Consider the following 21,464-nt stretch of genomic DNA (forward strand, 5'->3'; position numbering starts at 1 on the left):
ATTAGTCACACAGATATACTCCACAGAAAATGCTATCAGGAGTTTTCTTTCCTGTCATTCCGGATAAACTCCAGCAGCCTTTCCACCGCTTCTTCTTCCGGAATATTCTTTTCTACACAGACTTTCCCTTTATACAGGCTGATCTTACCCCGTCCCGCACCGACATAGCCGTAGTCCGCATCCGCCATCTCACCGGGACCATTTACGATACATCCCATAATGCCGATTTTCAGTCCTGTCAAGTGTGAAGTAGCCGCCTTGATACGGGCAATCGTCTTTTCCAAGTCGTAGAGTGTACGTCCGCAACCGGGACAAGAGATATACTCCGTCTTTGAAGTACGGGTACGTCCCGCCTGCAAGATTCCGAAAGCCGTCGCATCAATTACCGCATGACTGAGGTTGCCTTGATTGAATATAAAGATTCCGTCACAAAGCCCGTCAAAGATCAGAGCCCCCATGTCCGCCGCAGCTTTTATCTGCAAGTCCTCCGCATCATCCTCCGCATCATCCTCCGCATAATGCTGGAAGAAAACAACCGGATTTTGCAGCCCCTCTGTCATCAGTTGATGTACCAACGCACGATGTTCGCCCAAACGGTTCGGATGGTTGCTTTGAGAAACGACAACCACTTCGGGATGTTGTTTCAGACAGGCAATCACTTCATCCGTCTGTGCCATATAAGGCATAAACAGGAATTTGAGTTCCGCATTACATCCTCCCATCAACGGCAGTTGCTGATGATTATAAGCAGGCCAAGTACCGGCTTCTCCGGTCCATACGTCCGCATCAAGAATATAGTCCACACCTTCTTCCCGTTGTTCGGGCAAAGCACGTCCGGCATAAATATAGTCCGGAGTAAATTGCGGATTCACTTCGTTTTTCCCGTCCATACGGTCGGCAATGACCACAGGCACGTGTTCACCTCCTATATTGCGGACAGCCCGCGTCTTACGGCGTTCGGGCGACAAATAGTTAAATCCAGGCGCTTCCAGTCCGGGAATATAAGGATGATTCCGCCTCAACAGTATATAGTCCACCAACTTACGGGCAACAGGAATTTCCGCTTCAGGAGCTTCGCTCAAAGATACCCGTATAGTATCCCCCAGTCCGTCGGCCAACAGCGCACCAATGCCGAGAGCGGACTTGATACGTCCGTCCTCACCGTCTCCGGCTTCTGTCACCCCGAGATGCAACGGGAAAGCCATCCCTTCTTTCTCCATCACAGCTACCAACAGACGAACGGTTTTCACCATGACAACCGTATTGGACGCTTTGATGGAAATAACCACATCGGTAAAGTTCTCTTCAACACAAATGCGAAGAAACTCCATACAAGACTCTACCATGCCTTCGGGCGTATCACCATAACGGGACATGATGCGGTCGGACAAAGAGCCGTGATTCACACCGATACGGATAGCCGTGTGATTCTCTTTACAGATATTCAGAAAAGGCACAAAGCGGTCATGAATTTTCTGTATTTCCTGCGCATACTCCTCGTCGGTATATTCCAGCTTCTTAAAAGTACGTGCAGCGTCTACATAATTTCCCGGATTGATGCGTACCTTTTCCGCATATCGGGCTGCCACATCGGCAACTTTCGGATTAAAGTGTACATCGGCAACCAACGGAACCATATATTCCTGACTGCGCAAACCGATATTAATATTTTTCAGGTTCTCCGCTTCCTTGATACCTTGCGTCGTCAGACGGACATACTCACCACCCGCGTCGACAATACGTTTCGCCTGTTCCACACAAGCCTGTGTATCCTGCGTAGACGTATTGGTCATCGACTGGATACGAATAGAATTGGGGCCACCCAACGGTACGGCCCCAATATTCACTTCGGTAGTTTCCCTCCGAAAATAATTGAATAGATCCATTAGTTCGTTTTATATTCAAACTTGACTTCTTTCAGTTCTTCGTTTGCTTTTACGATTTTCTTTTTCAGTCCTTCTTTGTAAGCTGCAAATGCTTCCGCCAGCTTTTCATCACTCAAAGCAAGCATCTGAATGGCCAGAATAGCCGCATTCATCGCTCCGTTGATAGCAACAGTGGCTACGGGAATGCCCGGAGGCATTTGAATGATGGAATAAAGTGCGTCCACACCATCGAGCACGGAGCCTTTCACCGGCACTCCGATTACAGGAAGTGTAGTGTTAGCCGCAATTACACCGGGAAGGGCGGCAGCCATTCCGGCAGCAGCGATAATTACTTTAATGCCACGGGTACGGGCATTCTTAGCAAACTCTTCCACAGCCTCAGGCGTGCGGTGAGCGGAAAGCGCGTTCATTTCGAACGGTACATGCATATCATTCAGCAGTTGTGCGGCCTTTTCCATAACTGGAAGGTCGGACGTACTGCCCATGATGATACTTACAATTGGAGTCATATTTTTAATGTTTAATTTATCCGTTAATCACTTCTTTATACCCTTCCGCATCCAGCAAGTCTTCTACCGCCTTCACATCAGCAGGTTTCATCTTAATCAACCAACCCTCGCCGTATGGGTCTTTGTTCACCAGTTCCGGATTCTCTTCCAGCGCTTCATTCTGTTCCAGCACCTCACCTGCTACCGGCAGGAAAAGATCGGAAATTGTTTTCACTACTTCGATAGTTCCGAAAACCTCACCGGCTTCCAGCGACTCACCGACCGTCGGTATGTCCACAAACACAATATCGCCCAATTGCTCCTGAGCATAATCGGTGATACCTACGTATGCAATGTCTCCTTCTACGCGAATCCATTCATGTTCGTTCGTGTACTTCAAATTCTGTGGAAAGTTCATAATAATTAGTTTTTAGGATTTATACTGTTTTAAAATAAAAATACTCGAAATAAGATATTACTCACCGGATGAAGCACCAAAAGGGCGCATACCAGGCCGACCGTAAAACCGGAGATGACCTCTCCCAACGTATGATGTCCCAGAATGATACGGGCAGAACCCAGCACACCGGCTATCAATATAAACAGGCACAGCCACCCTACCGGATTATAACCGAACAAGGCGCTAAAGGAAACCAATCCGCCTATCACTCCGCCTATGCCCGCCATATGCTCGCTCAGTTTCCATCTCAGATTTACTGCTATGCAAATGATGGAGACTACGAGAGAAGCCAGAATAATGCCGGTCATGTACCAAGGCAGATTCAGCCTACGCATCATCAACAGGCAGAATACATACGAAATGATAGTCAGCAGGATAGGTACAAAACGTTTCTTCCGTTCGCCCAGCTCCTGACGGGCAAAACCGTTGATCTTGCGGAACAGAAAGATGGTTATAGTGGGAGTCAATATAGTAAAGCAATAGACAATTCCCAATACAATCAACTTATATACCATCGGCATGATGCGGAGATAAGAAAACAGGAATAACACCAGAAATGACAAAAACGGAATAGAAAACGGGGTAAACACCATCGAAGTGACTCTTGCCACCTGCAACATTGTCTTATCCGCTATGATATGCTCTTTCTCTCTGTCCATTATCAATTATCTATTAATCAATTATTTTCTAAGTCTTGCCACCGGGATATTCAACTGCTGACGGTATTTCGCCACTGTCCGACGTGCAATGGGGTAGCCTTTTTCTTTCAGTATGTCCGCCAATTCATCATCTGTCAACGGTTTCTTCTTGTCTTCTCCGTCGATACATTCTTTCAAAATCTTACGAATCTCGCGGACAGACATCTCTTCCCCGTCTTCCGTCGTATATCCGTCGCTGAAAAAGAACTTCAACGGATAAATACCGAAATTGGTCTGCACATATTTACTGTTGCTGACACGGGAAATGGTCGATATATCCAGTCCCGTGCGTTCGGCCACATCTTTCAGAATCATCGGTTTCAGCAGGGATTCGTCCCCTTCGAGAAAGAAAGGACGCTGCAGGTCGATGATAGCTTGCATAGTAGTCATCAACGTATTCTGCCGCTGTTTGACCGCATCTATAAATCCTTGCGCCGCATCCATCTTCTGTTTCAGAAACATCATCGCTTCTTTGGACTCTTTGGACTGGTTGGCCTTATTCTTGGTATGTTCCTCCACCATCTCCGTAAAATCACGGCTCATACGAAGCTCCGGAACATTACGGTTATTAAGGCTGACATTGATAGTACCGTCATCATACGTTTCTACGATGAAGTCGGGGACTATCTGCTGGAGGTTCCTCCCGATAGCCTCTCCCAAAGAAGCTCCCGGACGGGGATTCAGCTTTGTAATCTCACTGATAGCTTCATTGAATGTTTCTTCATCAACATCCAGCTTTTTTATAATCTTTTCCCAATGCTTCCGGGTAAATTCTTCATAACAATCTCTGATGATGCGTTCTTCGATATCCAATATAGGAGCGGGATTCATCCCTTCTTCCTTCTTCCGGCGGATCTGTATCAACAGGCATTCTTGAAGGTCACGTGCTCCGATACCTGCCGGATCGAAATCCTGCAAGATGCAGAGTGCTTCTTCCAGCTCCTCTTCCGTAGATTCTATACCGGCATAAATAGCCAGTTCGTCACAGATACTTTCCAAAGATTTGCGGAGCAGGCCGTCATCGTCCAACGAGCCGATCAGGTATTCCACCAGTTCATGCTGGTGTTCTGTCAAATTGCGTTCACGAAGCTGCTCTTTCAGTATTTCGTAGAAAGAGGTAGAGTCGGAGAACGGAATATCTTCCGCCTGCTCGTCTTTGGATCGGTTGTTCTCTTGCAGTTTGTAGTCGGGAATATCGTCTTCGGTGAGATAATCACTCAAAGAATCGTATTCGTTGGCATCATTCTCCACACCCTCTCCGGAAGTGTCACCATCGGAATATTCATCTGCGACATTCTCTTCTTTGCCCTCTTCAAGTGCCGGGTTTTCAAGCAGTTCAGCATGGATACGGTCTTCCAGCTCTACTGCGGGAAGCTCCAACAGTTTCACGACTAGAATCTGCTGAGGCGAGAGCGTTTGGATTTGCTGTTGCGCCTGCGATTGTATTTGACGGGAACCTTGTGCCATATTCGTTTTTGCTTTCTACTCTGTTTCTCGCTACAAAAGTAACTTTTTAACCAGAGATTACACAGATTAGAGGAATAATTTTTAATCCTATAACACAAAAATCGTTATCTTTGTTGCACGAACTTAAAATTAGAACAATATGTTTGCCAAAGAAACGTATATGCAGCGAAGAGCCCTGCTGAAAAAGAAATTAGGCTCCGGAGTTTTGTTATTTCTAGGAAATGACGAGTGCGGACTAAATTACGAAGATAACACCTTCCGCTATCGTCAGGATTCTACTTTCCTTTATTATTTCGGACTGTCATGTGCAGGACTTTCGGCAATAATCGATATTGACGAAGACAAGGAAATTATTTTCGGTGATGAATTATCAATTGATGCCATCGTGTGGATGGGGTCACAACCTACACTACATGAAAAATGCGAACGGGTGGGCGTGGCTAACTTACTGCCATCCGCAGAAATTGTCAGCTATCTCCATAAATGTGTCCAGAAAGGGAAGTCGGTGCATTATCTGCCTCCTTACCGTCCCGAACATAAGCTAAAACTGATGGATTGGCTGGGTATTCCCCCTGCACATCAGGAAGGTTCCGTTCCATTCATCCGCGCCGTAGTAGCCCAGCGGAACTATAAATCGGCAGAAGAAATCGTAGAGATAGAAAAGGCCTGCAATGTGACTGCAGATATGCATATCACCGCCATGAAAGTACTTCGTCCGGGTATGTATGAATATGAAGTGGTGGCGGAAATGAACCGGGTAGCGGAGTCCAATAACTGCGAACTTTCTTTCGCTACAATCGCTACCATCAACGGACAAACTTTGCATAACCATTATCACGGCAATAAAGTAAAACCGGGTGATCTGTTTTTAATAGATGCCGGTGCGGAGGTTGAATCGGGATATGCAGGAGATATGTCATCTACCATTCCTGCCGACAAGAAATTCACGCCCCGCCAACGGGAAGTCTACGAGATACAGAATGCCATGCATCTGGAATCGGTTAAAGCACTCCGACCGGGCATTCCTTATATGGATGTATATGAATTGTCCGCCCGTGTCATGGTTGATGGGATGAAAGCTCTCGGACTGATGAAAGGCAATACGGAAGACGCTGTTCGCGAAGGTGCGCACGCTTTGTTCTATCCGCACGGATTAGGCCACATGATGGGGCTGGATGTACACGACATGGAAAATCTAGGAGAAATATGGGTAGGCTACAACGGTCAGCCGAAGAGTACGCAGTTCGGCCGTAAGTCACAACGCCTTGCCATACCTCTGGAACCTGGATTTGTACATACGGTAGAACCGGGTATATACTTTATTCCGGAATTGATCGATATGTGGAAAGCGGAAAAGAAATTTACCGATTTCATCAACTACGACGTAGTGGAAACTTATAAAGATTTCGGCGGTATCCGCAATGAGGAAGATTATCTGATTACCGAAACCGGTGCCCGTCGATTAGGCAAGAAGATTCCTTTAACGCCGGAAGAGGTGGAGGCTTTGCGATAATTGTTTACCACAGATTACACGGATTAACACAGATTAGATTAATACATTGAGTATCAATATCTATTTATTATCTGTGTTAATCCGTGTAATCTGTGGTGAAAATGACTTCAATCATCCCAATCGGATAAAGGTAATACTTTCTTTCCATACCACCTCATCCAGGCATACGCCTTCCTTTTTCTAAGATAAAGTGTATCACCACAATTCTCCAGTGCCTCCCAATCAAAGACAGAGTGAGGGCGGAAGGACTTCTCCAACCAATAAAAGATGTGGTAAGTCGCAAAGGGAAGCAACATCCACCACCATGAGAAGAACAACGACAAGACCAAAGCGGGTAGCAACGTCAACAAGAAGCATTCCCAGAACTGCCTTGCATGGATTCTGACTTCCATATCTTCCCAAATCTCCAAATATTTATATCGGGTAAAAAAAAGACCACCCAACATAAAACAATGCTTCTTTCCTTTTCCTAAGAACCATTTTGCTAAAAGATTATTATAAAAAATCATACTCTTACTATTTTTGTATATAACTACTTAACAGAATATGAAATCAAAGGTTTAGGCTTTTAGCGTTTAATATCATTATACACACCCTCTTTCCACTTAATATTTAAAGCTGCTTCCCCCAAGAAATTCGCGAAGCAAAGAAGTCGGCGGAATTTCCTTATCCTGTACGGGAACGAAATATTTGATAAACTTCAATAACCGATAAGCCTCGCAATATTCGGGACAATTACGCGGTACTCCCATCAATATAGGCTCGGCATGGAGACGAAGCACGGCAAACTCGAAAAGCAGTGCCGAGTTAAACATTACATCTGCATTTTCCTGATAAGGGAAGATCCACTTGTCTTCACCCGCACGCACACTAGGCCAACGCGAGATTGTCTCACGGGCAGAATATCCCCGATAATTGAAATCACGGATAATACGGCGTAACAAACGATTGTCCGTTGTCGGAATCCAGTTGTGATCGTCCAACGAAATGGTCGTCAACGCAGAAACATAAATCTTGAACTTCCGTTCTGCCGGAATATGAGGAGTAAGCTCGGGATTTAAGGCATGAATACCTTCCAGGATTAAAATCGTATTATCTTCAATTTTCAGTTTATCACCCTTATACTCTTTCTTTCCGAGTGAGAAATTAAAACGGGGAAGTTCCACCTCCTCTCCACGAAGCAATGCCTGCAACTGCCGATTAAACAGTTCCAAGTCGAGCGCATAAAGCGATTCATAATCATAGTTTCCGTTCTCATCCAACGGCGTATCTTCACGGTCTACAAAATAATTATCGAGAGAGATAGGATACGGCTTTAACCCGTTCGTCATAAGCTGGATAGAAAGGCGTTTGCTGAAAGTAGTCTTTCCCGAAGAAGACGGTCCGGCTATCAGCACCAGTTTCACCCGGTTTCCGTTTTCTCCCCGATGGAAGATGGTATCGGCAATCTGAGCAATCTTCTTTTCCTGCAATGCTTCCGCAACGTTTATCAAATCCGTCGCATGTCCTACTTCACATGCCAGATTGAAATCACCCGCATTGTTAAGCCCCATGATATAGCTCCAATTCAGATATTCCTTAAAGACATCCAGCATCTTCTCCTGCTTCACGACATCTTCCAAGACTTCCGGATTCTCACGGCTCGGAATGCGAAGAAGTAATCCATCGTAATATTTCACAATGTCGAACAGCTTCAGATATCCGGTGCTGGGCAGCAGATTACCATAGTAATAATCAACCGTATCTCCCAACGTATAATAATAGGTATAGAGAGAACCGGAAGTTTCGAGCAATCTGACCTTATCATTCATTCCCCGTTCGCTGAAAATACGCACAGCCTCGGTCGTATGGCATTCAATGCGATGATAAGGAATATCCTCAGCAATAATTTCCTGCATACGCTGCTTGATACGCATCACGTCTTCCAGCTCCACAGGCCGCCCGATCCGCAAATTGCAGAAATATCCTTTTGAGACAGGGTGCTCTACAAACAATTTTCCTTCCGGGAACAGTTCCGTGACAGCCTTGAACAGTACAAAGCAAAGCGAACGGACATAAGTCCGCATACCGGACTGGTCACGCACATCCAGAAACTCTATATCCTTATTATTATAGACTCTGAAATTAAGCCCTTCAGATCGATTATTGACTTTGGCGCTAACCACCTGGTAAGGAAAATTAAGATTAAAACCGTAATAAATATCCAAAAGTGAGCTCCCGATAGGGAATTCTTTAGAAATATTATTATTTTTGCAACATATTTGTAACATCTGTTTCATCGAGTTCGTTAAAAGGTGAATATTATGGGACTAAATATACTTATAATCAGATTGAGAACAAATAACCATTAAAAATATTATAGATGGAATATTCTTTTTATGATTTTTTAAAGCTCATCGGTTCACTGGGACTCTTCTTGTACGGAATGAAGATCATGAGCGAGGGCTTGCAAAAGGTCGCGGGTGACAGGCTACGAAGTATCTTGACGGCAATGACTACCAATCGGGTAACGGGTGTTTTAACAGGTGTGCTAATCACAGCCCTTATCCAGTCCTCTTCAGCAACGACTGTAATGGTCGTAAGTTTCGTTAATGCAGGACTGCTCACTCTTGCCGAATCCATCAGCGTCATTATGGGCGCCAATATCGGTACTACCGTAACCGCCTGGATTATTTCTATTTTCGGATTTAAGGTTGACATGGCTGCATTCGCCCTTCCACTTCTGGCCATTGCCCTTCCGCTTATCTTTTCTGGCAAAAGCAACCGCAAATCCGTCGGTGAATTCATTTTCGGTTTCTCTTTCTTATTTATGGGACTTTTTAACTTGAAAGCCAATGCTCCCGACTTGAATGCCAATCCGGAAATGCTCGCCTTTGTACAAAGCTACACGGATATGGGATTTTTCTCCATCCTCCTGTTCTTATTCATCGGTACTATACTGACCATGATCGTACAGGCCTCCGCCGCTACGATGGCAATCACGCTAATCATGTGTGCCAACGGCTGGATCAGCCTGGAATTGGGAGCTGCCCTCGTATTGGGTGAAAATATCGGAACAACCATCACCGCCAATCTCGCCGCATTGACAGCCAACACACAGGCTAAGCGGGCAGCATTGGCCCATTTTGTATTCAATGTATTCGGTGTTATCTGGGTGCTGATTATTTTCCATCCTTTCATGCAGATGGTTAACTGGGTAGTAGACACTTTCTTCCAAAGCAGCGATCCGGAAGTCGCCATCTCCTACAAATTGTCGGCTTTCCACTCTATTTTCAACATCTGTAACGTATGTATCCTGATATGGGGCGTGAAATTGATTGAACGTACCGTATGCGCTCTCATCCACCCGAAAGAAGAGGACGAAGAACCACGATTGCGCTTCATCACCGGAGGTATGCTTTCCACTGCAGAGCTCTCTATACTTCAGGCACGTAAAGAAATCCATCTCTTTGCAGAGCGTACCCATCGTATGTTCGGCATGGTGCAAGATCTGCTACACACAGAAAAGGATGATGATTTCAATAAAGTATTCAGCCGTATAGAAAAATATGAAAATATCAGCGATAACATGGAACTTGAAATTGCCAATTATCTGAATCAGGTTTCTGAAGGACGCCTAAGCTCGGAAAGTAAATTGCAGATACGTGCCATGTTGCGGGAGGTGACGGAAATCGAAAGTATCGGTGACAGTTGTTATAATCTGGCACGTACTATCAACCGTAAACGCCAGACCAATCAAGACTTTACCGAGAAACAATATGAGCATATCCATTTCATGATGAAGCTGACTGACGATGCGCTCGCACAGATGATCGTAGTGGTGGAGAAACCGGAACATCAGAGCATCGACATCAATAAGTCGTTCAACATTGAAAATGAAATCAATAACTACCGCAACCAACTGAAGAATCAGAATATTCTGGACGTAAACAACAAAGAATATGATTATCAGATGGGAGTTTACTATATGGATATTATCGCCGAATGCGAGAAACTGGGTGACTATGTGGTAAATGTGGTAGAAGCCAGCAGTGATGTAAAAGAGAAGAAAGCTTCCTGATAAAACAAAATCAACAGAAGCACCGGGTCCTGCTGCTCATAATTCAGTTGATGTGTCTTGAAAATGACTATTGAGTATAGTAGATGCACAAGGAATCGATGAAAATTCGATGCTTGTGCATCTTTTTAATTAGTAGTAGGACAAAATGTGATTGAGAATTTGCTAATTCCAATATTAATTTTAATATTTGCATAACAACTATAGTATCAATTGAAAACAAAAGATGAAATAATCGCTATTCTCCGGAATTTTAAAGAAGAGTTTGGGGAGAGATATGGAATTGAAAAGTTGGGACTTTTCGGTTCTGTGGCCCGTGGTGAACAGAAGGAAGATAGTGATATTGATATTTGTATTAAACTCCAAGAGCCTGATTATTTTACTCGAATGGAAATAAAAGAGTTTTTAGAAAAGCGTTTTAATGCAAAAGTGGATGTCGTGTCTTTAACCGCAATTATGCGTAGTTTATTTCGAAATCATATAGAGAAAGATGCAATTTATATCTAATGCCGACATATTGGATATGCTTCTTTTTGTTGAAGAACGTATTAATACAACTATAGAAAGATGTAGTAGCGTTATCTCTGTGAATGACTTCTTGGCTTCTCCTGATAAGATGGATATTTTTGATGCGACTTGTATGCGTTTGCAGACCATAGGTGAAACTATTAAGAACATAGATAATCTGACTAATCATAAACTATTAATAAATTATGCCGGTACTCCGTGGAGGAGTATAATTGGATTACGTAATATTATTTCTCATGAATACTTATCTATTGACCCCGAAGAGATTTTTAAAATAGTAAAAGTACATTTACCTAAACTGCTTCTTGCGATTCAGCTGATTAGAAATGATATTGCCGCTAATATATAAATCCAATGTCTTGTATTGCCGCAAAAAAAAGACCGGGCATATATCTATACACCCAGCCATTTTTCTCTCAATAAATTCTCTCTCTTTTAATTTTAACCTTCGTACGGTTCGAAATCTTCCTTTCCAACTCCGCACAGAGGACACGTCCAATCTTCCGGAATGTCTTCAAATGCAGTTCCCGGTTCAATTCCGCTTTCCGGATCTCCTTGTTCAGGGTCGTAAATATATTCACAGACCGTGCAAATGTACTTCTTCATAATGTTCGTCTTTTTATTGGTTTTCTGTATAATAAAACACATAAAGCAATATATTTGTTCAACACTTTATTCAAATATTGAAAGAAAAAACTATCTTTGTAGCTAGATTCATCAAACTAAAACAAAGATACCAGCCATGCTCATCGCATTATCATCCACTTTTATAGTCTTATCCATTATACTATTAGTCAGCTTCTTATGGGAGCGAAAGAAATGTCTTCGGATACAAAAACGATTATTCCGGGAATCCAGGAAATTAGACCGCACCAATCATATCACCAGCGCTATTCTAAAGAATGTACACGCCTACATACTGCTGATAGATAATGATTTCAAAGTACTCAAGACCAATTACTATCAAAAGACAGGGACAAGAAAAGGGCTGGAAGAAAAAAGAGTGGGTGACTTGTTGCAATGCCGTAATGCCTTATCCTCTCAAGGAGGTTGCGGCACGCACGGTCTTTGCGGCTCGTGTCCGATACGCCAGGCCATCCGTCAGGCTTTTGAACACAAAAAAAGTTTCACCGATCTCGAAGCGGCACTGACGGTTGTAACAGCCGATGATCAGGCCGTTGAATGCGATGCTATCATATCCGGCTCCTACTTTCTTCTGAATGATGAAGAAAACATGGTACTCACCGTGCATGACATCACCCGCTTGAAGAATACGGAAAAAGAGTTGGAACTTGCCAAAGAGAAAGCCGATAACGGAAAATCACAGTAATAAATCCAACTTCATAAAAAGTTTTAATTAAACAGTCAATCACAATTTTATATTGTACTTTTGCAACTCAAACTAAACGCATGTATCTGCATGAGTACAAATAAAGATGATATCTATCACATAGGACTTACTGATAATGAAGTCCTACAAAGTAGGGAAAAGAACGGTGCCAACCTACTAACACCTCCCAAGCGTCCCTCTCTGTGGAAGCTGTATTTAGAGAAATTCGAAGACCCTGTTGTACGTGTACTGTTGGTAGCGGCGGCATTCTCGTTAATCATTTCTATCATCGAGAATGAATATGCCGAAACTATCGGAATTATAGCCGCTATCTTGCTGGCCACCGGAATTGGTTTCTTCTTCGAATATGATGCGAACAAGAAATTCGACTTACTGAATGCGGTCAATGAAGAGACTTTAGTTAAAGTCATCCGGAACGGCCGTGTACAGGAAATCCCACGCAAAGATATAGTAGTAGGTGATATCGTTATTCTGGAAACAGGCGAAGAGATTCCTGCGGACGGAGAGCTGCTCGAAGCCATTTCTTTACAAGTAAATGAATCGAACCTGACGGGGGAACCTGTTATCAACAAAACAACCATAAAAGCGGACTTCGATGAAGAAGCGACGTACGCTTCCAATCTGGTAATGCGAGGCACTACCGTAGTCGACGGTCACGGCACGATGCGCGTTCTCCACGTAGGCGATGCTACTGAGATTGGAAAGGTAGCTCGCCAAAGTACCGAAGAGAACCTCGAACCGACTCCGTTAAACATACAGTTGACCAAACTTGCCAACCTGATCGGAAAGATCGGTTTTACGGTTGCCGGACTCGCTTTCCTTATTTTCTTTGTCAAAGATGTACTGCTCTACTTCGACTTCGGAGCATTGAACGGGTGGCACGAATGGTTGCCGGTTTTTGAACGGACTCTCAAATATTTCATGATGGCTGTCACCTTGATAGTAGTGGCCGTCCCCGAAGGATTACCAATGAGTGTCACGCTCAGTCTGGCGTTGAATATGCGCCGTATGCTTGCTACCAATAACCTGGTACGCAAGATGCACGCTTGCGAAACAATGGGGGCCATCACCGTGATATGTACGGACAAGACGGGTACACTGACGCAAAACCTGATGCAAGTGCACGAGCCCAACTTCTATGGTTTAAAGAACGGCAGCGAATTATCCGACGACGATATCAGCAAACTTATCACCGAAGGTATCAGCGCCAATTCTACTGCTTTTCTTGAAGAGACCGACACCGGTGAAAAGCCGAAAGGTGTGGGAAATCCCACCGAAGTAGCGCTATTGCTATGGCTCAATAGTCAAGGAAGAAATTATCTGAAACTCCGCGAAAACGCACAGATCCTCGATCAGCTGACTTTCTCCACAGAACGGAAGTTTATGGCAACGCTTGTAGAGTCGGCCTTGCTGGGAAAGAAAATTCTCTATATAAAAGGTGCTCCGGAGATAGTGCTCGGGAAGTGCAGAAAAGTCATGTTGGACGGACAGCAGGTAGACGCTACCGAATATCGTTCGACAGTTGAAGCACAACTGCTGAACTACCAGAACATGGCCATGCGCACATTGGGATTCGCTTTCAAGATTGTAGAAGAGAATGAACCGGACGACTGCACGGCATTGGTATCGGCCAACGACCTAAACTTCTTAGGTATCGTAGCCATCTCCGACCCGATTCGTCCGGATGTGCCGGCCGCAGTTGCCAAATGTCAGTCGGCAGGTATAGGAATCAAGATTGTGACTGGTGATACTCCGGGAACCGCTACGGAAATCGCACGTCAGATCGGTCTTTGGAATCCGGAAACGGATACGGAGCGGAATCGCATCACCGGAGTTGCTTTCTCCGAGTTGAGTGATGAGGAAGCATTGGACCGTGTGATGGATCTTAAAATCATGTCCCGTGCCCGTCCTACGGATAAACAACGTCTGGTGCAATTGCTCCAACAGAAAGGGGCGGTAGTAGCCGTGACCGGCGACGGAACCAATGACGCTCCGGCTTTGAATCATGCCCAAGTAGGCCTGTCAATGGGAACTGGTACTTCCGTTGCCAAAGAGGCCAGCGACATTACCCTTCTCGATGATTCGTTCAACAGTATCGGAACCGCCGTGATGTGGGGACGTTCACTGTATAAGAACATCCAGCGTTTCATCGTATTCCAGTTGACTATCAATTTTGTCGCGCTATTGATTGTCCTGCTCGGTTCGGTGATAGGCACGGAACTGCCGTTGACCGTAACACAGATGTTATGGGTAAATCTGATCATGGACACTTTTGCCGCTCTAGCTTTGGCTTCTATTCCGCCAAGTGAAACCGTTATGCTTGAAAAGCCCCGTCGCAGCACTGACTTTATTATCAGTAAAGCGATGCGGTCTAATATAATAGGTGTAGGTTCTGTCTTCCTTATCATACTGCTCGGAATGATCTACTATTTCGACCACAGCACACAAGGTATGGATATACACAATCTTACCGTTTTCTTTACCTTCTTTGTCATGCTGCAGTTCTGGAACCTGTTCAATGCCCGTGTATTCGGTACTACCGATTCGGCATTCAAAGGCCTTTCCAAATCGTATGGGATGGAGTTAATTGTATTGGCCATCCTGGTCGGACAGTTCCTGATCGTACAGTTCGGTGGAGCAGTATTCCGTACAGAACCGCTTGACTGGCAGACGTGGCTTCTTATTATAGGCGTTTCGTCCATGGTGTTATGGGTTGGAGAACTTATTCGCCTTGTTCAACGTATGATTCACAAAAAAGAAAGAAATGAAAAATAAAGGGATCAAAAACCTTCTTATTGATTTGGGCGGTGTACTTATCAATCTCGACCGCCAACGATGTATGGAGAACTTTAAGAAATTAGGGTTCACGGATGTAGAAGAACGTTTGAATATCCAACAGTTGAACGGTATCTTCATGCAACAGGAAAAAGGCTTGATTACTTCCGCAGAGTTCAGGAACGGGATGCGGGAAATGATCGGTAAAGCAGTCAGCGACAAACAAATCGACGAGGCTTGGAACAGTTTCCTGATAGACATCCCCACATACAAGCTTGACTTACTTTTGAAATTGCGTGAAAAATATGTAGTCTATCTGCTTAGCAATACGAATGAGATTCATTGGAAATGGGCTTGCGAGAATGCGTTCCCATACCGTACGTTCAAAGCAGAGGACTATTTTGAAAAGGCATACCTCTCATATGAGATGCATCTGGTAAAGCCGGAGCCCGAAATTTTTAAAGCAGTCATCGAAGATGCAGGCATCGAACCGCAGGAAACATTTTTCATTGACGATTCTGAGATAAATTGCAAAGCAGCCCGAGAACTCGGTATCTCGACTTATACCCCCAAAGCCGGAGAAGACTGGAGCCACCTTTTTAAGAACAAGTAAATTCGTAGAGATGCAGATTATACGTGACATATCGACTCTTCGCCCGGAACCTTCCGTAGCTACCATCGGCTTCTTCGATGGAGTGCATACGGGACATCGCTATCTGATCCGACAAGTGAAAGAGATAGCGGCCGCCAAAGGTTTACGTTCTGCATTAGTGACTTTTCCGGTACATCCCCGCAAGGTGATGAACGCCGATTATCGTCCTGAGTTACTGACTACTCCGGAAGAGAAAATAAGACTGCTGGATGACATCGGAGTAGATTATTGTCTCATGCTTAACTTTACTCCTGAGATTTCCCGGCTGACAGCCCGCGAGTTCATGGCTCAAGTGCTGAAAGAACGCTATCAGGTAAAATGCTTAGTCATCGGTTACGATCACCGCTTCGGTCACAACCGCAGTGAAGGTTTCGAGGATTACGTACGTTACGGTAAGGAAATAGGCATAGAAGTGATTCGTGCTCACGCCTATACCAATAATATAAAGATAGGAGAACATCAGAATACCCCGATTAGCTCCTCCCTGATCCGCAAACTTCTACATGAAGGAGAGGTGGAACAGGCCGCTCTTTGCCTGGGATACGAATACTTTTTGGACGGAACAGTAGTAGGCGGTTATCAAGTAGGCCGGAAAATAGGTTTTCCTACCGCCAATTTAAGTGTAGACGATCCGGATAAACTGGTTCCCGCAGACGGAGTTTATGCCGTATGGGTCACATTCGACGGACAAACCTATATGGGAATGCTGAACATCGGTGTCCGCCCGACTATCGACAACGGTCCTAACCGTACAATCGAGGTGAATATCCTTCACTTCCATTCTAACATATATGACAAGTTTATCCGGCTTACGTTTGTCAAACGGACACGCCCCGAACTGAAATTCGCCGGCATTGACGAGCTGATAGTGCAATTGCATAAAGACGCCGAAGAGACGGAAACAATCCTTCTTGGCAAACAAGCAGAGCGGTCAAAATTACGACCGAACTAAATAACATATAACTGAGTAATAACTTTAAAAGCAGATTCGTATGCAAAAGACATTCATGAGTATCTCCCTGGTGGTAATAGCAATATCAATGCTAGCCATGTTTATATGCAGTTTCTTCACAACCCGATAAGACATAAAGTGGTATGAAGACGGCTATCAAATTAATATTAATAGACCTTGTCATCGCGCAGATCGCTGCCCCTATTCTGGTAATGATTCCCTATACCATCTATTTATTGATCACCACCGGGAATCTGGATAAAGGTATACTGACACAAGCGATTATGATTCCGGCACAATTGGCGGGACAAGTGATGATGGGTATTTATTTATGGAAAGCCGGTTATATCAGTACGCAAAAAGCTACATGGTCTCCCGTATCAGCGGGCTATCTGTCATGCAGCGCATTGGCCATTCTCACGGCCGGATTTGCAGTATCCGCATTGATGGGGCTGCTGGATTGGATTCCTAATATCATGAAACAGTCTTTCGATATTCTCCAATCCGGATGGGGAGGTATTCTCGCCATATCCATCATAGGTCCTGTGCTCGAAGAGTTATTGTTTCGCGGGGCAATCACCAAAGCATTGTTACAGCAATACAGTCCGGCAAAAGCAATTCTCATTTCAGCATTCCTATTCGGTGCCTTTCATATCAATCCAGCCCAGATACTTCCGGCATTCTTAATCGGCATCCTGCTGGCATGGATATTCTACAAAACCGGCAGCTTAATTCCCTGCATACTCATGCATATACTGAATAATTCGTTGTCGGTATATCTCAGTATCAAGTTTCCGGAAGCTGAGAATATGGACGACCTGATAAACGGCAATTTATATATTTACGTTCTTGCAGGAGTCTGTCTCATATTCATAGCAACCATCCTGTATATGCAGCGCATGACCTCTAATAAGTAGAGGTCATATCTTCCGGAACACAAATATAGAAATCCGCTCTTCCTTTATTCTCTTCATCCAATTGTCCGATACTCTCCTGGCGCACCGAACAAACGGTCTTTACCGTTGTTCCCGGACGATATTGAAGCAGATACGGAATGATTCCGCCTTGAAAGTCCGAATGGTAGTTTCCATTGAAATGAAGGAACTTGCTTTTCATATTACGGGCAATAAACCATCCCATCGTAGCGTCTTTGATGGCCTGTGCCTGTGCCAGATATTCCGCATTTCCCTTGCTTTTCCCCATCATGTGCATCAATGCGAAAGCTCCCTGTTCCTCTTCTTTATATGTGAACGATACCGGGAGAGGCGGCAAATAGCGTTTAGCCTCATCGGACAATGAGTCCAGATACTGCAATCCCCTGTCTTTCACCACGTTTGCATAGCGACGGGGAACATTGGTCGCAATGAACGGGATACGGTTCTCCTTAGCAAAGAACACAAACGGAGCATAATCCGTACTATAATTGTCCCACAAACGCGCTTCCGATTCAAAACGGTCATAAGAGATCTGCCGATTCATATATTCATCCAGAATCAGTTGATTGTCGGCCTCCAGCATTTCCGCCCCCATCATCAGTTTATCCTTATGAATGGCATACAAAGAACGGGCAAGCTCGTACTCCAACCAATGAGTAATGCAGCAATTATGAATCTCACCGATAAACACGACGTCCGGTTGCGCCAACGCAGCAACCAGTTCGTCATATCCAATCTCCTTGCCGTTCGCATCAAACAAGGTATACGCTTTCTTATAGCCTTTTTGGGCAAAGGCTGTCACTCCTACCAAACATAGGAGTAACAACACACATACTTTTTTAGAAAATAGTTTATTCATTGTATTTCTGATGTTTTCCGATATATAATAATACAAACTTGTCAGGGTTCACCAATTCCTTGAATGCTTTCCGAATATCCGTGGTGGAAATAGAAGACAGGCATTTTTCGTACTGTTCAAAGTCATCTATCGTCTCTCCGTTCTTCAACAAATTCACCAGATTGGTACGCCATTCCGCAGACGCCTCGTTTGAAAGGACCTTTTGTTTTGTCAGCAAGAACGATTTTTTCATTGCATCCAGTTCCTCTTCCGACACTTTATGAGTACGGAGTTCATGAATGATTTCCTTTATCAATCCTTCCACTTTCTTCGTATTGCCCCAATCAACGGAAGCAGACAAATCAAAATAAAACACCTGCTGCGGCAGTCCATTATAAAACAAAGAAGCATACGGAGAATAAACGATATTTTCCCGTTCGCGCAATATACTCAACACACGGTTCTGCAAAATATCACGCATCAGCTTCAGTGTAAGACTATTCCTCAAAGAGGGTTGGTAATTGCCACAAAATACATAATCGAATATAGTCTGCGTATCATTTTCATTCGGGAATGCTTCGACATACGTTTTTCCGGGCAACTTGAATGGTTTGTCAGAAAAGGACAATCCCGTCTCTACTTTTTCCATACGGGCAAAAGTAGCGGTCAGCAACTTCTTAATGCTGTCCGTATCAAACTTACCGGTCACGACGAACACCGTTTGCGAGGGATTGGCATATAAGGAACGGTAATAGGCAGCAATCTTATCCAGATTAAGCGACTCTAAATCTTTCTTTGTCAACGCCGGGCGGGAAACCATATTCCCCATCAGCGAATCCAGACGATTCGTCAAGGCACGGTCCGAAGCACGTTTCATCATCTGCTCAAGTACCGTTTCCTTTCCCAAACGTTCTATCTCGTCCTGCCGGATTTCATCGAAATCTTTATAACAAAGTTCCGGACGATAAATCTTCTCATACATCAGGTTAAACAGTTCTTGTGCTTTGTCGGCAGGTGCCATTCCCATTATATCATGCCAGAAGTTACTGATGGCAAGGTTCATGGATATTTCTTCTTGTTGCATATAAGAAGACAGGGTATCATAAGGCACACATGCTATTCCTCCCATTTCCATATAGCCACCCGTTCCTTCGTAAAGCGGATAATCCTCATCCGACAAATCTCCAACGCCTCCCCTACCGAAAGCGGTCACAAAGAGAGACTGATTCTCATCATCCGTAGGACGGAGCAGAAAGCGCAGCCCGTTCTTCAAAAAGACTTCCGTCAAATTCATCTCCGGATATTTCTTCTCACTGACAATATCAGAAGCATCAAACACGTGGCTTTTGGTCAGACATACAGGTGTCGTTACCGTCTCTTCCTTCACCTCTTTGGGTACGTAGACAAATTCTTTTAACGGACTCCGGATTCCTTTTTCCCATGCACGTAGTATGTCTTCTTTCTGAATAGAGTTCTGCTTACCCGTATTATTGCGATAGGCAACCAGCAAAGCCTGCTCTTTGTAAGAAAGCCATTCCTGCAATAATTTCTGCAAAGTTGCACTGTCAGTCGACCGTACCTTTTCAAGCAATTGGTGCATCTCCTCCTCCGACTGTATGTAGCGGTCGCCGGATATAACGTAATCTACAAAATCATCACACCACTTGCCGGACAACTGTGCGGAACAGTCCACCTTCAATGTTCTGGAAAGCTCTTTGATAGCATCATCCAGCTCTTCCGGTGTAAAGCCGTTCTTCAAGATACATTCCAGCTCGTTAGACAAATCGGATACTTGCTGCAAAAGACCGGATTTATCCGTTCCGGAAAAAGTAAACACAAAATGATTCTTATCGGAAAGGAACCAGGCATCGGATACATTACTACGAATCTGCCGAGCTTGCAAACGGTTAGTAATAGCCCGTACCAACAAAGAACCAAGCTCTTTACGGTAGATAGTTCCAACTGTATTTCCCACTACGCAAGGATGAGGGATCATCAATTCCAGTTCAGAACTGCGTTTGAGATCATCTCCTATCTCATGAAGAGCTATTCCTTTTTCATAAGTAAGAGGATAAACACGATACCCTTTCACCTTCTTACGGGGAATGGAAGCGAACATTTCTTTGATCTTCTTCTCTATGGAAACCGGATCTACATCGCCTACCACCACAACAGTGGCCATTTGTGGAGAGTACCATTGCTGATAAAACTCAATCAGTGTTTTACGGTCAATGCTACGGATATCCTCCGAACTACCTAACGGCATACGGTCGGTAAAACGGTTTTGACCGATCTTCAAGCTATAAAAGTCATCTCCTATGTCATAGCCGCGCAACTCTTCCAAAATCACTCCACGTTCTTTCTTCGTCCGTTCTTCCTCAAAGGAGAGTCCGTCCAACCAATCTTTCAGTATCAACAGAACTTTATCACTTACAGCAGAATCAGTCTTATCCATCGGCACTGTCAGCATGAAGATAGTACGGTCATAGCCGGTCACAGCATTGATATCCCGTCCAAACTTCATTCCTAGACTTTCCAAGTAGTCCACCATACTGCGTCCGGGAAAGTGTTTGCTACCGGCAAAAGACATATGTTCCAAAAAATGGGCGGCTCCCTTTTGCTTATCCGTCTCCTGTGCCGAGCCGAGCCGCATCACCAAACGAAACTCCGTCGTATGAGCCGGTGTCCCGTTCGGGAGAATCAGATAGTGCAAACCATTCGGTAATACACCTTCAACGGTGTTGGGAGGTAAACCGATCTTCTTCTCTGAAACGGATTGTTGCGCAAGCATATCTACAGATATTCCTCCTAAAAGAAATGCTAAGACTAGAATAGCTTTTGTTTTAATTTGTTGTAGCATAAAT

18 protein-coding genes and 1 pseudogene are annotated in these 21,464 nt (G+C 44.4%); 9 read left to right on the forward strand and 10 right to left on the reverse strand.

Going from position 1 to position 21,464, the window contains the following annotated elements:
• Positions 1-35 precede the first annotated feature (35 nt).
• The 5 genes from GD630_RS01055 to rpoN are packed head-to-tail and all read right to left on the reverse strand — an operon-like array spanning position 36 to position 4,999.
• Complete coding sequence (locus GD630_RS01055; protein WP_143865296.1) at positions 36-1,886, reverse strand: 4-hydroxy-3-methylbut-2-en-1-yl diphosphate synthase; 1,851 nt, start codon at positions 1,884-1,886, stop codon at positions 36-38.
• Positions 1,886-2,395, reverse strand: a complete 510-nt coding sequence (purE, locus tag GD630_RS01060; RefSeq protein ID WP_007756780.1) for a 5-(carboxyamino)imidazole ribonucleotide mutase — start codon at positions 2,393-2,395, stop codon at positions 1,886-1,888. The genes GD630_RS01055 and purE overlap by 1 nt, the downstream gene beginning before the upstream one ends.
• A gap of 16 nt (positions 2,396-2,411) precedes the next feature.
• Positions 2,412-2,792 (reverse strand): glycine cleavage system protein GcvH, encoded by a 381-nt coding sequence (gcvH, locus tag GD630_RS01065; protein ID WP_007756779.1) that lies wholly within the window; start codon positions 2,790-2,792, stop codon positions 2,412-2,414.
• Between the two features lie 29 nt (positions 2,793-2,821).
• Complete coding sequence (locus GD630_RS01070) at positions 2,822-3,493, reverse strand: phosphatase PAP2 family protein (protein ID WP_007756778.1); 672 nt, start codon at positions 3,491-3,493, stop codon at positions 2,822-2,824.
• Positions 3,494-3,514: 21 nt separating this feature from the next.
• Positions 3,515-4,999: an RNA polymerase factor sigma-54 gene (gene rpoN, locus GD630_RS01075; protein WP_143865297.1), complete on the reverse strand. Its 1,485-nt coding sequence runs from the start codon at positions 4,997-4,999 to the stop codon at positions 3,515-3,517.
• A 139-nt stretch (positions 5,000-5,138) separates the two neighbouring features.
• Here rpoN and GD630_RS01080 point away from each other — a divergent pair, with 139 nt between their 5' ends.
• Complete coding sequence (locus tag GD630_RS01080; RefSeq protein ID WP_007767557.1) at positions 5,139-6,512, forward strand: aminopeptidase P family protein; 1,374 nt, start codon at positions 5,139-5,141, stop codon at positions 6,510-6,512.
• Between the two features lie 107 nt (positions 6,513-6,619).
• Here the strand turns inward: GD630_RS01080 and GD630_RS01085 are convergent, their stop codons facing one another.
• Positions 6,620-7,021, reverse strand: coding sequence for a hypothetical protein (locus GD630_RS01085; protein ID WP_007767559.1), 402 nt, complete (start codon positions 7,019-7,021; stop codon positions 6,620-6,622).
• A gap of 96 nt (positions 7,022-7,117) precedes the next feature.
• The gene (locus GD630_RS01090; protein ID WP_143865298.1) at positions 7,118-8,791 is read right to left on the reverse strand and encodes a nucleoside kinase; all 1,674 of its coding nucleotides are present in this window, start codon (positions 8,789-8,791) and stop codon (positions 7,118-7,120) included.
• Positions 8,792-8,874: 83 nt separating this feature from the next.
• Between GD630_RS01090 and GD630_RS01095 the strand changes: the two genes are divergently transcribed.
• The 3 genes from GD630_RS01095 to GD630_RS01105 all read left to right on the forward strand — a co-directional run bounded on the left by GD630_RS01095 (position 8,875) and on the right by GD630_RS01105 (position 11,446).
• Positions 8,875-10,572 carry a Na/Pi cotransporter family protein gene (locus GD630_RS01095; RefSeq protein ID WP_143865300.1) on the forward strand — a complete coding sequence of 566 codons (1,698 nt, stop codon included), beginning with the start codon at positions 8,875-8,877 and terminating at the stop codon, positions 10,570-10,572.
• A gap of 210 nt (positions 10,573-10,782) precedes the next feature.
• On the forward strand, positions 10,783-11,076 hold the full coding sequence (locus GD630_RS01100) for a nucleotidyltransferase family protein (protein WP_143865302.1): 294 nt from the start codon (positions 10,783-10,785) through the stop codon (positions 11,074-11,076).
• Positions 11,060-11,446, forward strand: a complete 387-nt coding sequence (locus GD630_RS01105; RefSeq protein WP_143865304.1) for a HepT-like ribonuclease domain-containing protein — start codon at positions 11,060-11,062, stop codon at positions 11,444-11,446. Before GD630_RS01100 ends, GD630_RS01105 begins: the two co-directional genes overlap by 17 nt.
• Before the next feature lie 92 nt (positions 11,447-11,538).
• On the opposite strand, the gene rd is transcribed toward GD630_RS01105, so the two are convergent.
• Positions 11,539-11,703, reverse strand: a complete 165-nt coding sequence (gene rd / locus GD630_RS01110) for a rubredoxin (RefSeq protein WP_007767584.1) — start codon at positions 11,701-11,703, stop codon at positions 11,539-11,541.
• 223 nt (positions 11,704-11,926) lie between these two features.
• On the opposite strand from rd, the pseudogene GD630_RS01115 reads away from it, so the two are divergent.
• The 5 genes and pseudogenes from GD630_RS01115 to GD630_RS01135 form a co-directional block, all read left to right on the forward strand.
• Positions 11,927-12,409 (forward strand): annotated as a pseudogene (locus tag GD630_RS01115) (hypothetical protein); the annotation flags it as partial.
• A gap of 108 nt (positions 12,410-12,517) precedes the next feature.
• Positions 12,518-15,223 carry a calcium-translocating P-type ATPase, PMCA-type gene (locus GD630_RS01120; RefSeq protein WP_143865308.1) on the forward strand — a complete coding sequence of 902 codons (2,706 nt, stop codon included), beginning with the start codon at positions 12,518-12,520 and terminating at the stop codon, positions 15,221-15,223.
• Positions 15,213-15,836 carry an HAD family hydrolase gene (locus tag GD630_RS01125; protein WP_143865310.1) on the forward strand — a complete coding sequence of 208 codons (624 nt, stop codon included), beginning with the start codon at positions 15,213-15,215 and terminating at the stop codon, positions 15,834-15,836. The genes GD630_RS01120 and GD630_RS01125 overlap by 11 nt, the downstream gene beginning before the upstream one ends.
• 10 nt (positions 15,837-15,846) lie before the next feature.
• A complete protein-coding gene (gene ribF, locus GD630_RS01130; protein ID WP_143865312.1) occupies positions 15,847-16,827 on the forward strand; it encodes a riboflavin biosynthesis protein RibF in 981 nt (326 codons plus the stop codon).
• Between the two features lie 143 nt (positions 16,828-16,970).
• Positions 16,971-17,744 carry a CPBP family intramembrane glutamic endopeptidase gene (locus tag GD630_RS01135; RefSeq protein WP_143865314.1) on the forward strand — a complete coding sequence of 258 codons (774 nt, stop codon included), beginning with the start codon at positions 16,971-16,973 and terminating at the stop codon, positions 17,742-17,744.
• Here the strand turns inward: GD630_RS01135 and GD630_RS01140 are convergent.
• Positions 17,734-18,621, reverse strand: coding sequence for a ChaN family lipoprotein (locus GD630_RS01140; protein WP_143865316.1), 888 nt, complete (start codon positions 18,619-18,621; stop codon positions 17,734-17,736). The two genes, GD630_RS01135 and GD630_RS01140, sit on opposite strands and share 11 nt — an antisense overlap.
• The gene (locus GD630_RS01145) at positions 18,614-21,460 is read right to left on the reverse strand and encodes a M16 family metallopeptidase (RefSeq protein WP_143865318.1); all 2,847 of its coding nucleotides are present in this window, start codon (positions 21,458-21,460) and stop codon (positions 18,614-18,616) included. Before GD630_RS01145 ends, GD630_RS01140 begins: the two co-directional genes overlap by 8 nt.
• Between the last annotated feature and the right edge of the window lie 4 nt (positions 21,461-21,464).

The sequence above is a fragment of the Bacteroides zhangwenhongii genome, from assembly GCF_009193325.2.
Classification (GTDB): domain Bacteria; phylum Bacteroidota; class Bacteroidia; order Bacteroidales; family Bacteroidaceae; genus Bacteroides; species Bacteroides zhangwenhongii.

Excerpts from the sequence above, each read along its gene's own strand:
- GD630_RS01055 (WP_143865296.1), bottom strand. The coding sequence starts at position 1,886 with ATGGATCTATTCAATTATTTTCGGAGGGAAACTACCGAAGTGAATATT.
- purE (WP_007756780.1), bottom strand. The coding sequence starts at position 2,395 with ATGACTCCAATTGTAAGTATCATCATGGGCAGTACGTCCGACCTTCCA.
- gcvH (WP_007756779.1), bottom strand. The coding sequence starts at position 2,792 with ATGAACTTTCCACAGAATTTGAAGTACACGAACGAACATGAATGGATT.
- GD630_RS01070 (WP_007756778.1), bottom strand. The coding sequence starts at position 3,493 with ATGGACAGAGAGAAAGAGCATATCATAGCGGATAAGACAATGTTGCAG.
- rpoN (WP_143865297.1), bottom strand. The coding sequence starts at position 4,999 with ATGGCACAAGGTTCCCGTCAAATACAATCGCAGGCGCAACAGCAAATC.
- GD630_RS01080 (WP_007767557.1), top strand. The coding sequence starts at position 5,139 with ATGTTTGCCAAAGAAACGTATATGCAGCGAAGAGCCCTGCTGAAAAAG.
- GD630_RS01085 (WP_007767559.1), bottom strand. The coding sequence starts at position 7,021 with ATGATTTTTTATAATAATCTTTTAGCAAAATGGTTCTTAGGAAAAGGA.
- GD630_RS01090 (WP_143865298.1), bottom strand. The coding sequence starts at position 8,791 with ATGAAACAGATGTTACAAATATGTTGCAAAAATAATAATATTTCTAAA.
- GD630_RS01095 (WP_143865300.1), top strand. The coding sequence starts at position 8,875 with ATGGAATATTCTTTTTATGATTTTTTAAAGCTCATCGGTTCACTGGGA.
- GD630_RS01105 (WP_143865304.1), top strand. The coding sequence starts at position 11,060 with ATGCAATTTATATCTAATGCCGACATATTGGATATGCTTCTTTTTGTT.
- rd (WP_007767584.1), bottom strand. The coding sequence starts at position 11,703 with ATGAAGAAGTACATTTGCACGGTCTGTGAATATATTTACGACCCTGAA.
- GD630_RS01120 (WP_143865308.1), top strand. The coding sequence starts at position 12,518 with ATGAGTACAAATAAAGATGATATCTATCACATAGGACTTACTGATAAT.
- GD630_RS01125 (WP_143865310.1), top strand. The coding sequence starts at position 15,213 with ATGAAAAATAAAGGGATCAAAAACCTTCTTATTGATTTGGGCGGTGTA.
- ribF (WP_143865312.1), top strand. The coding sequence starts at position 15,847 with ATGCAGATTATACGTGACATATCGACTCTTCGCCCGGAACCTTCCGTA.
- GD630_RS01135 (WP_143865314.1), top strand. The coding sequence starts at position 16,971 with ATGAAGACGGCTATCAAATTAATATTAATAGACCTTGTCATCGCGCAG.
- GD630_RS01140 (WP_143865316.1), bottom strand. The coding sequence starts at position 18,621 with ATGAATAAACTATTTTCTAAAAAAGTATGTGTGTTGTTACTCCTATGT.
- GD630_RS01145 (WP_143865318.1), bottom strand. The coding sequence starts at position 21,460 with ATGCTACAACAAATTAAAACAAAAGCTATTCTAGTCTTAGCATTTCTT.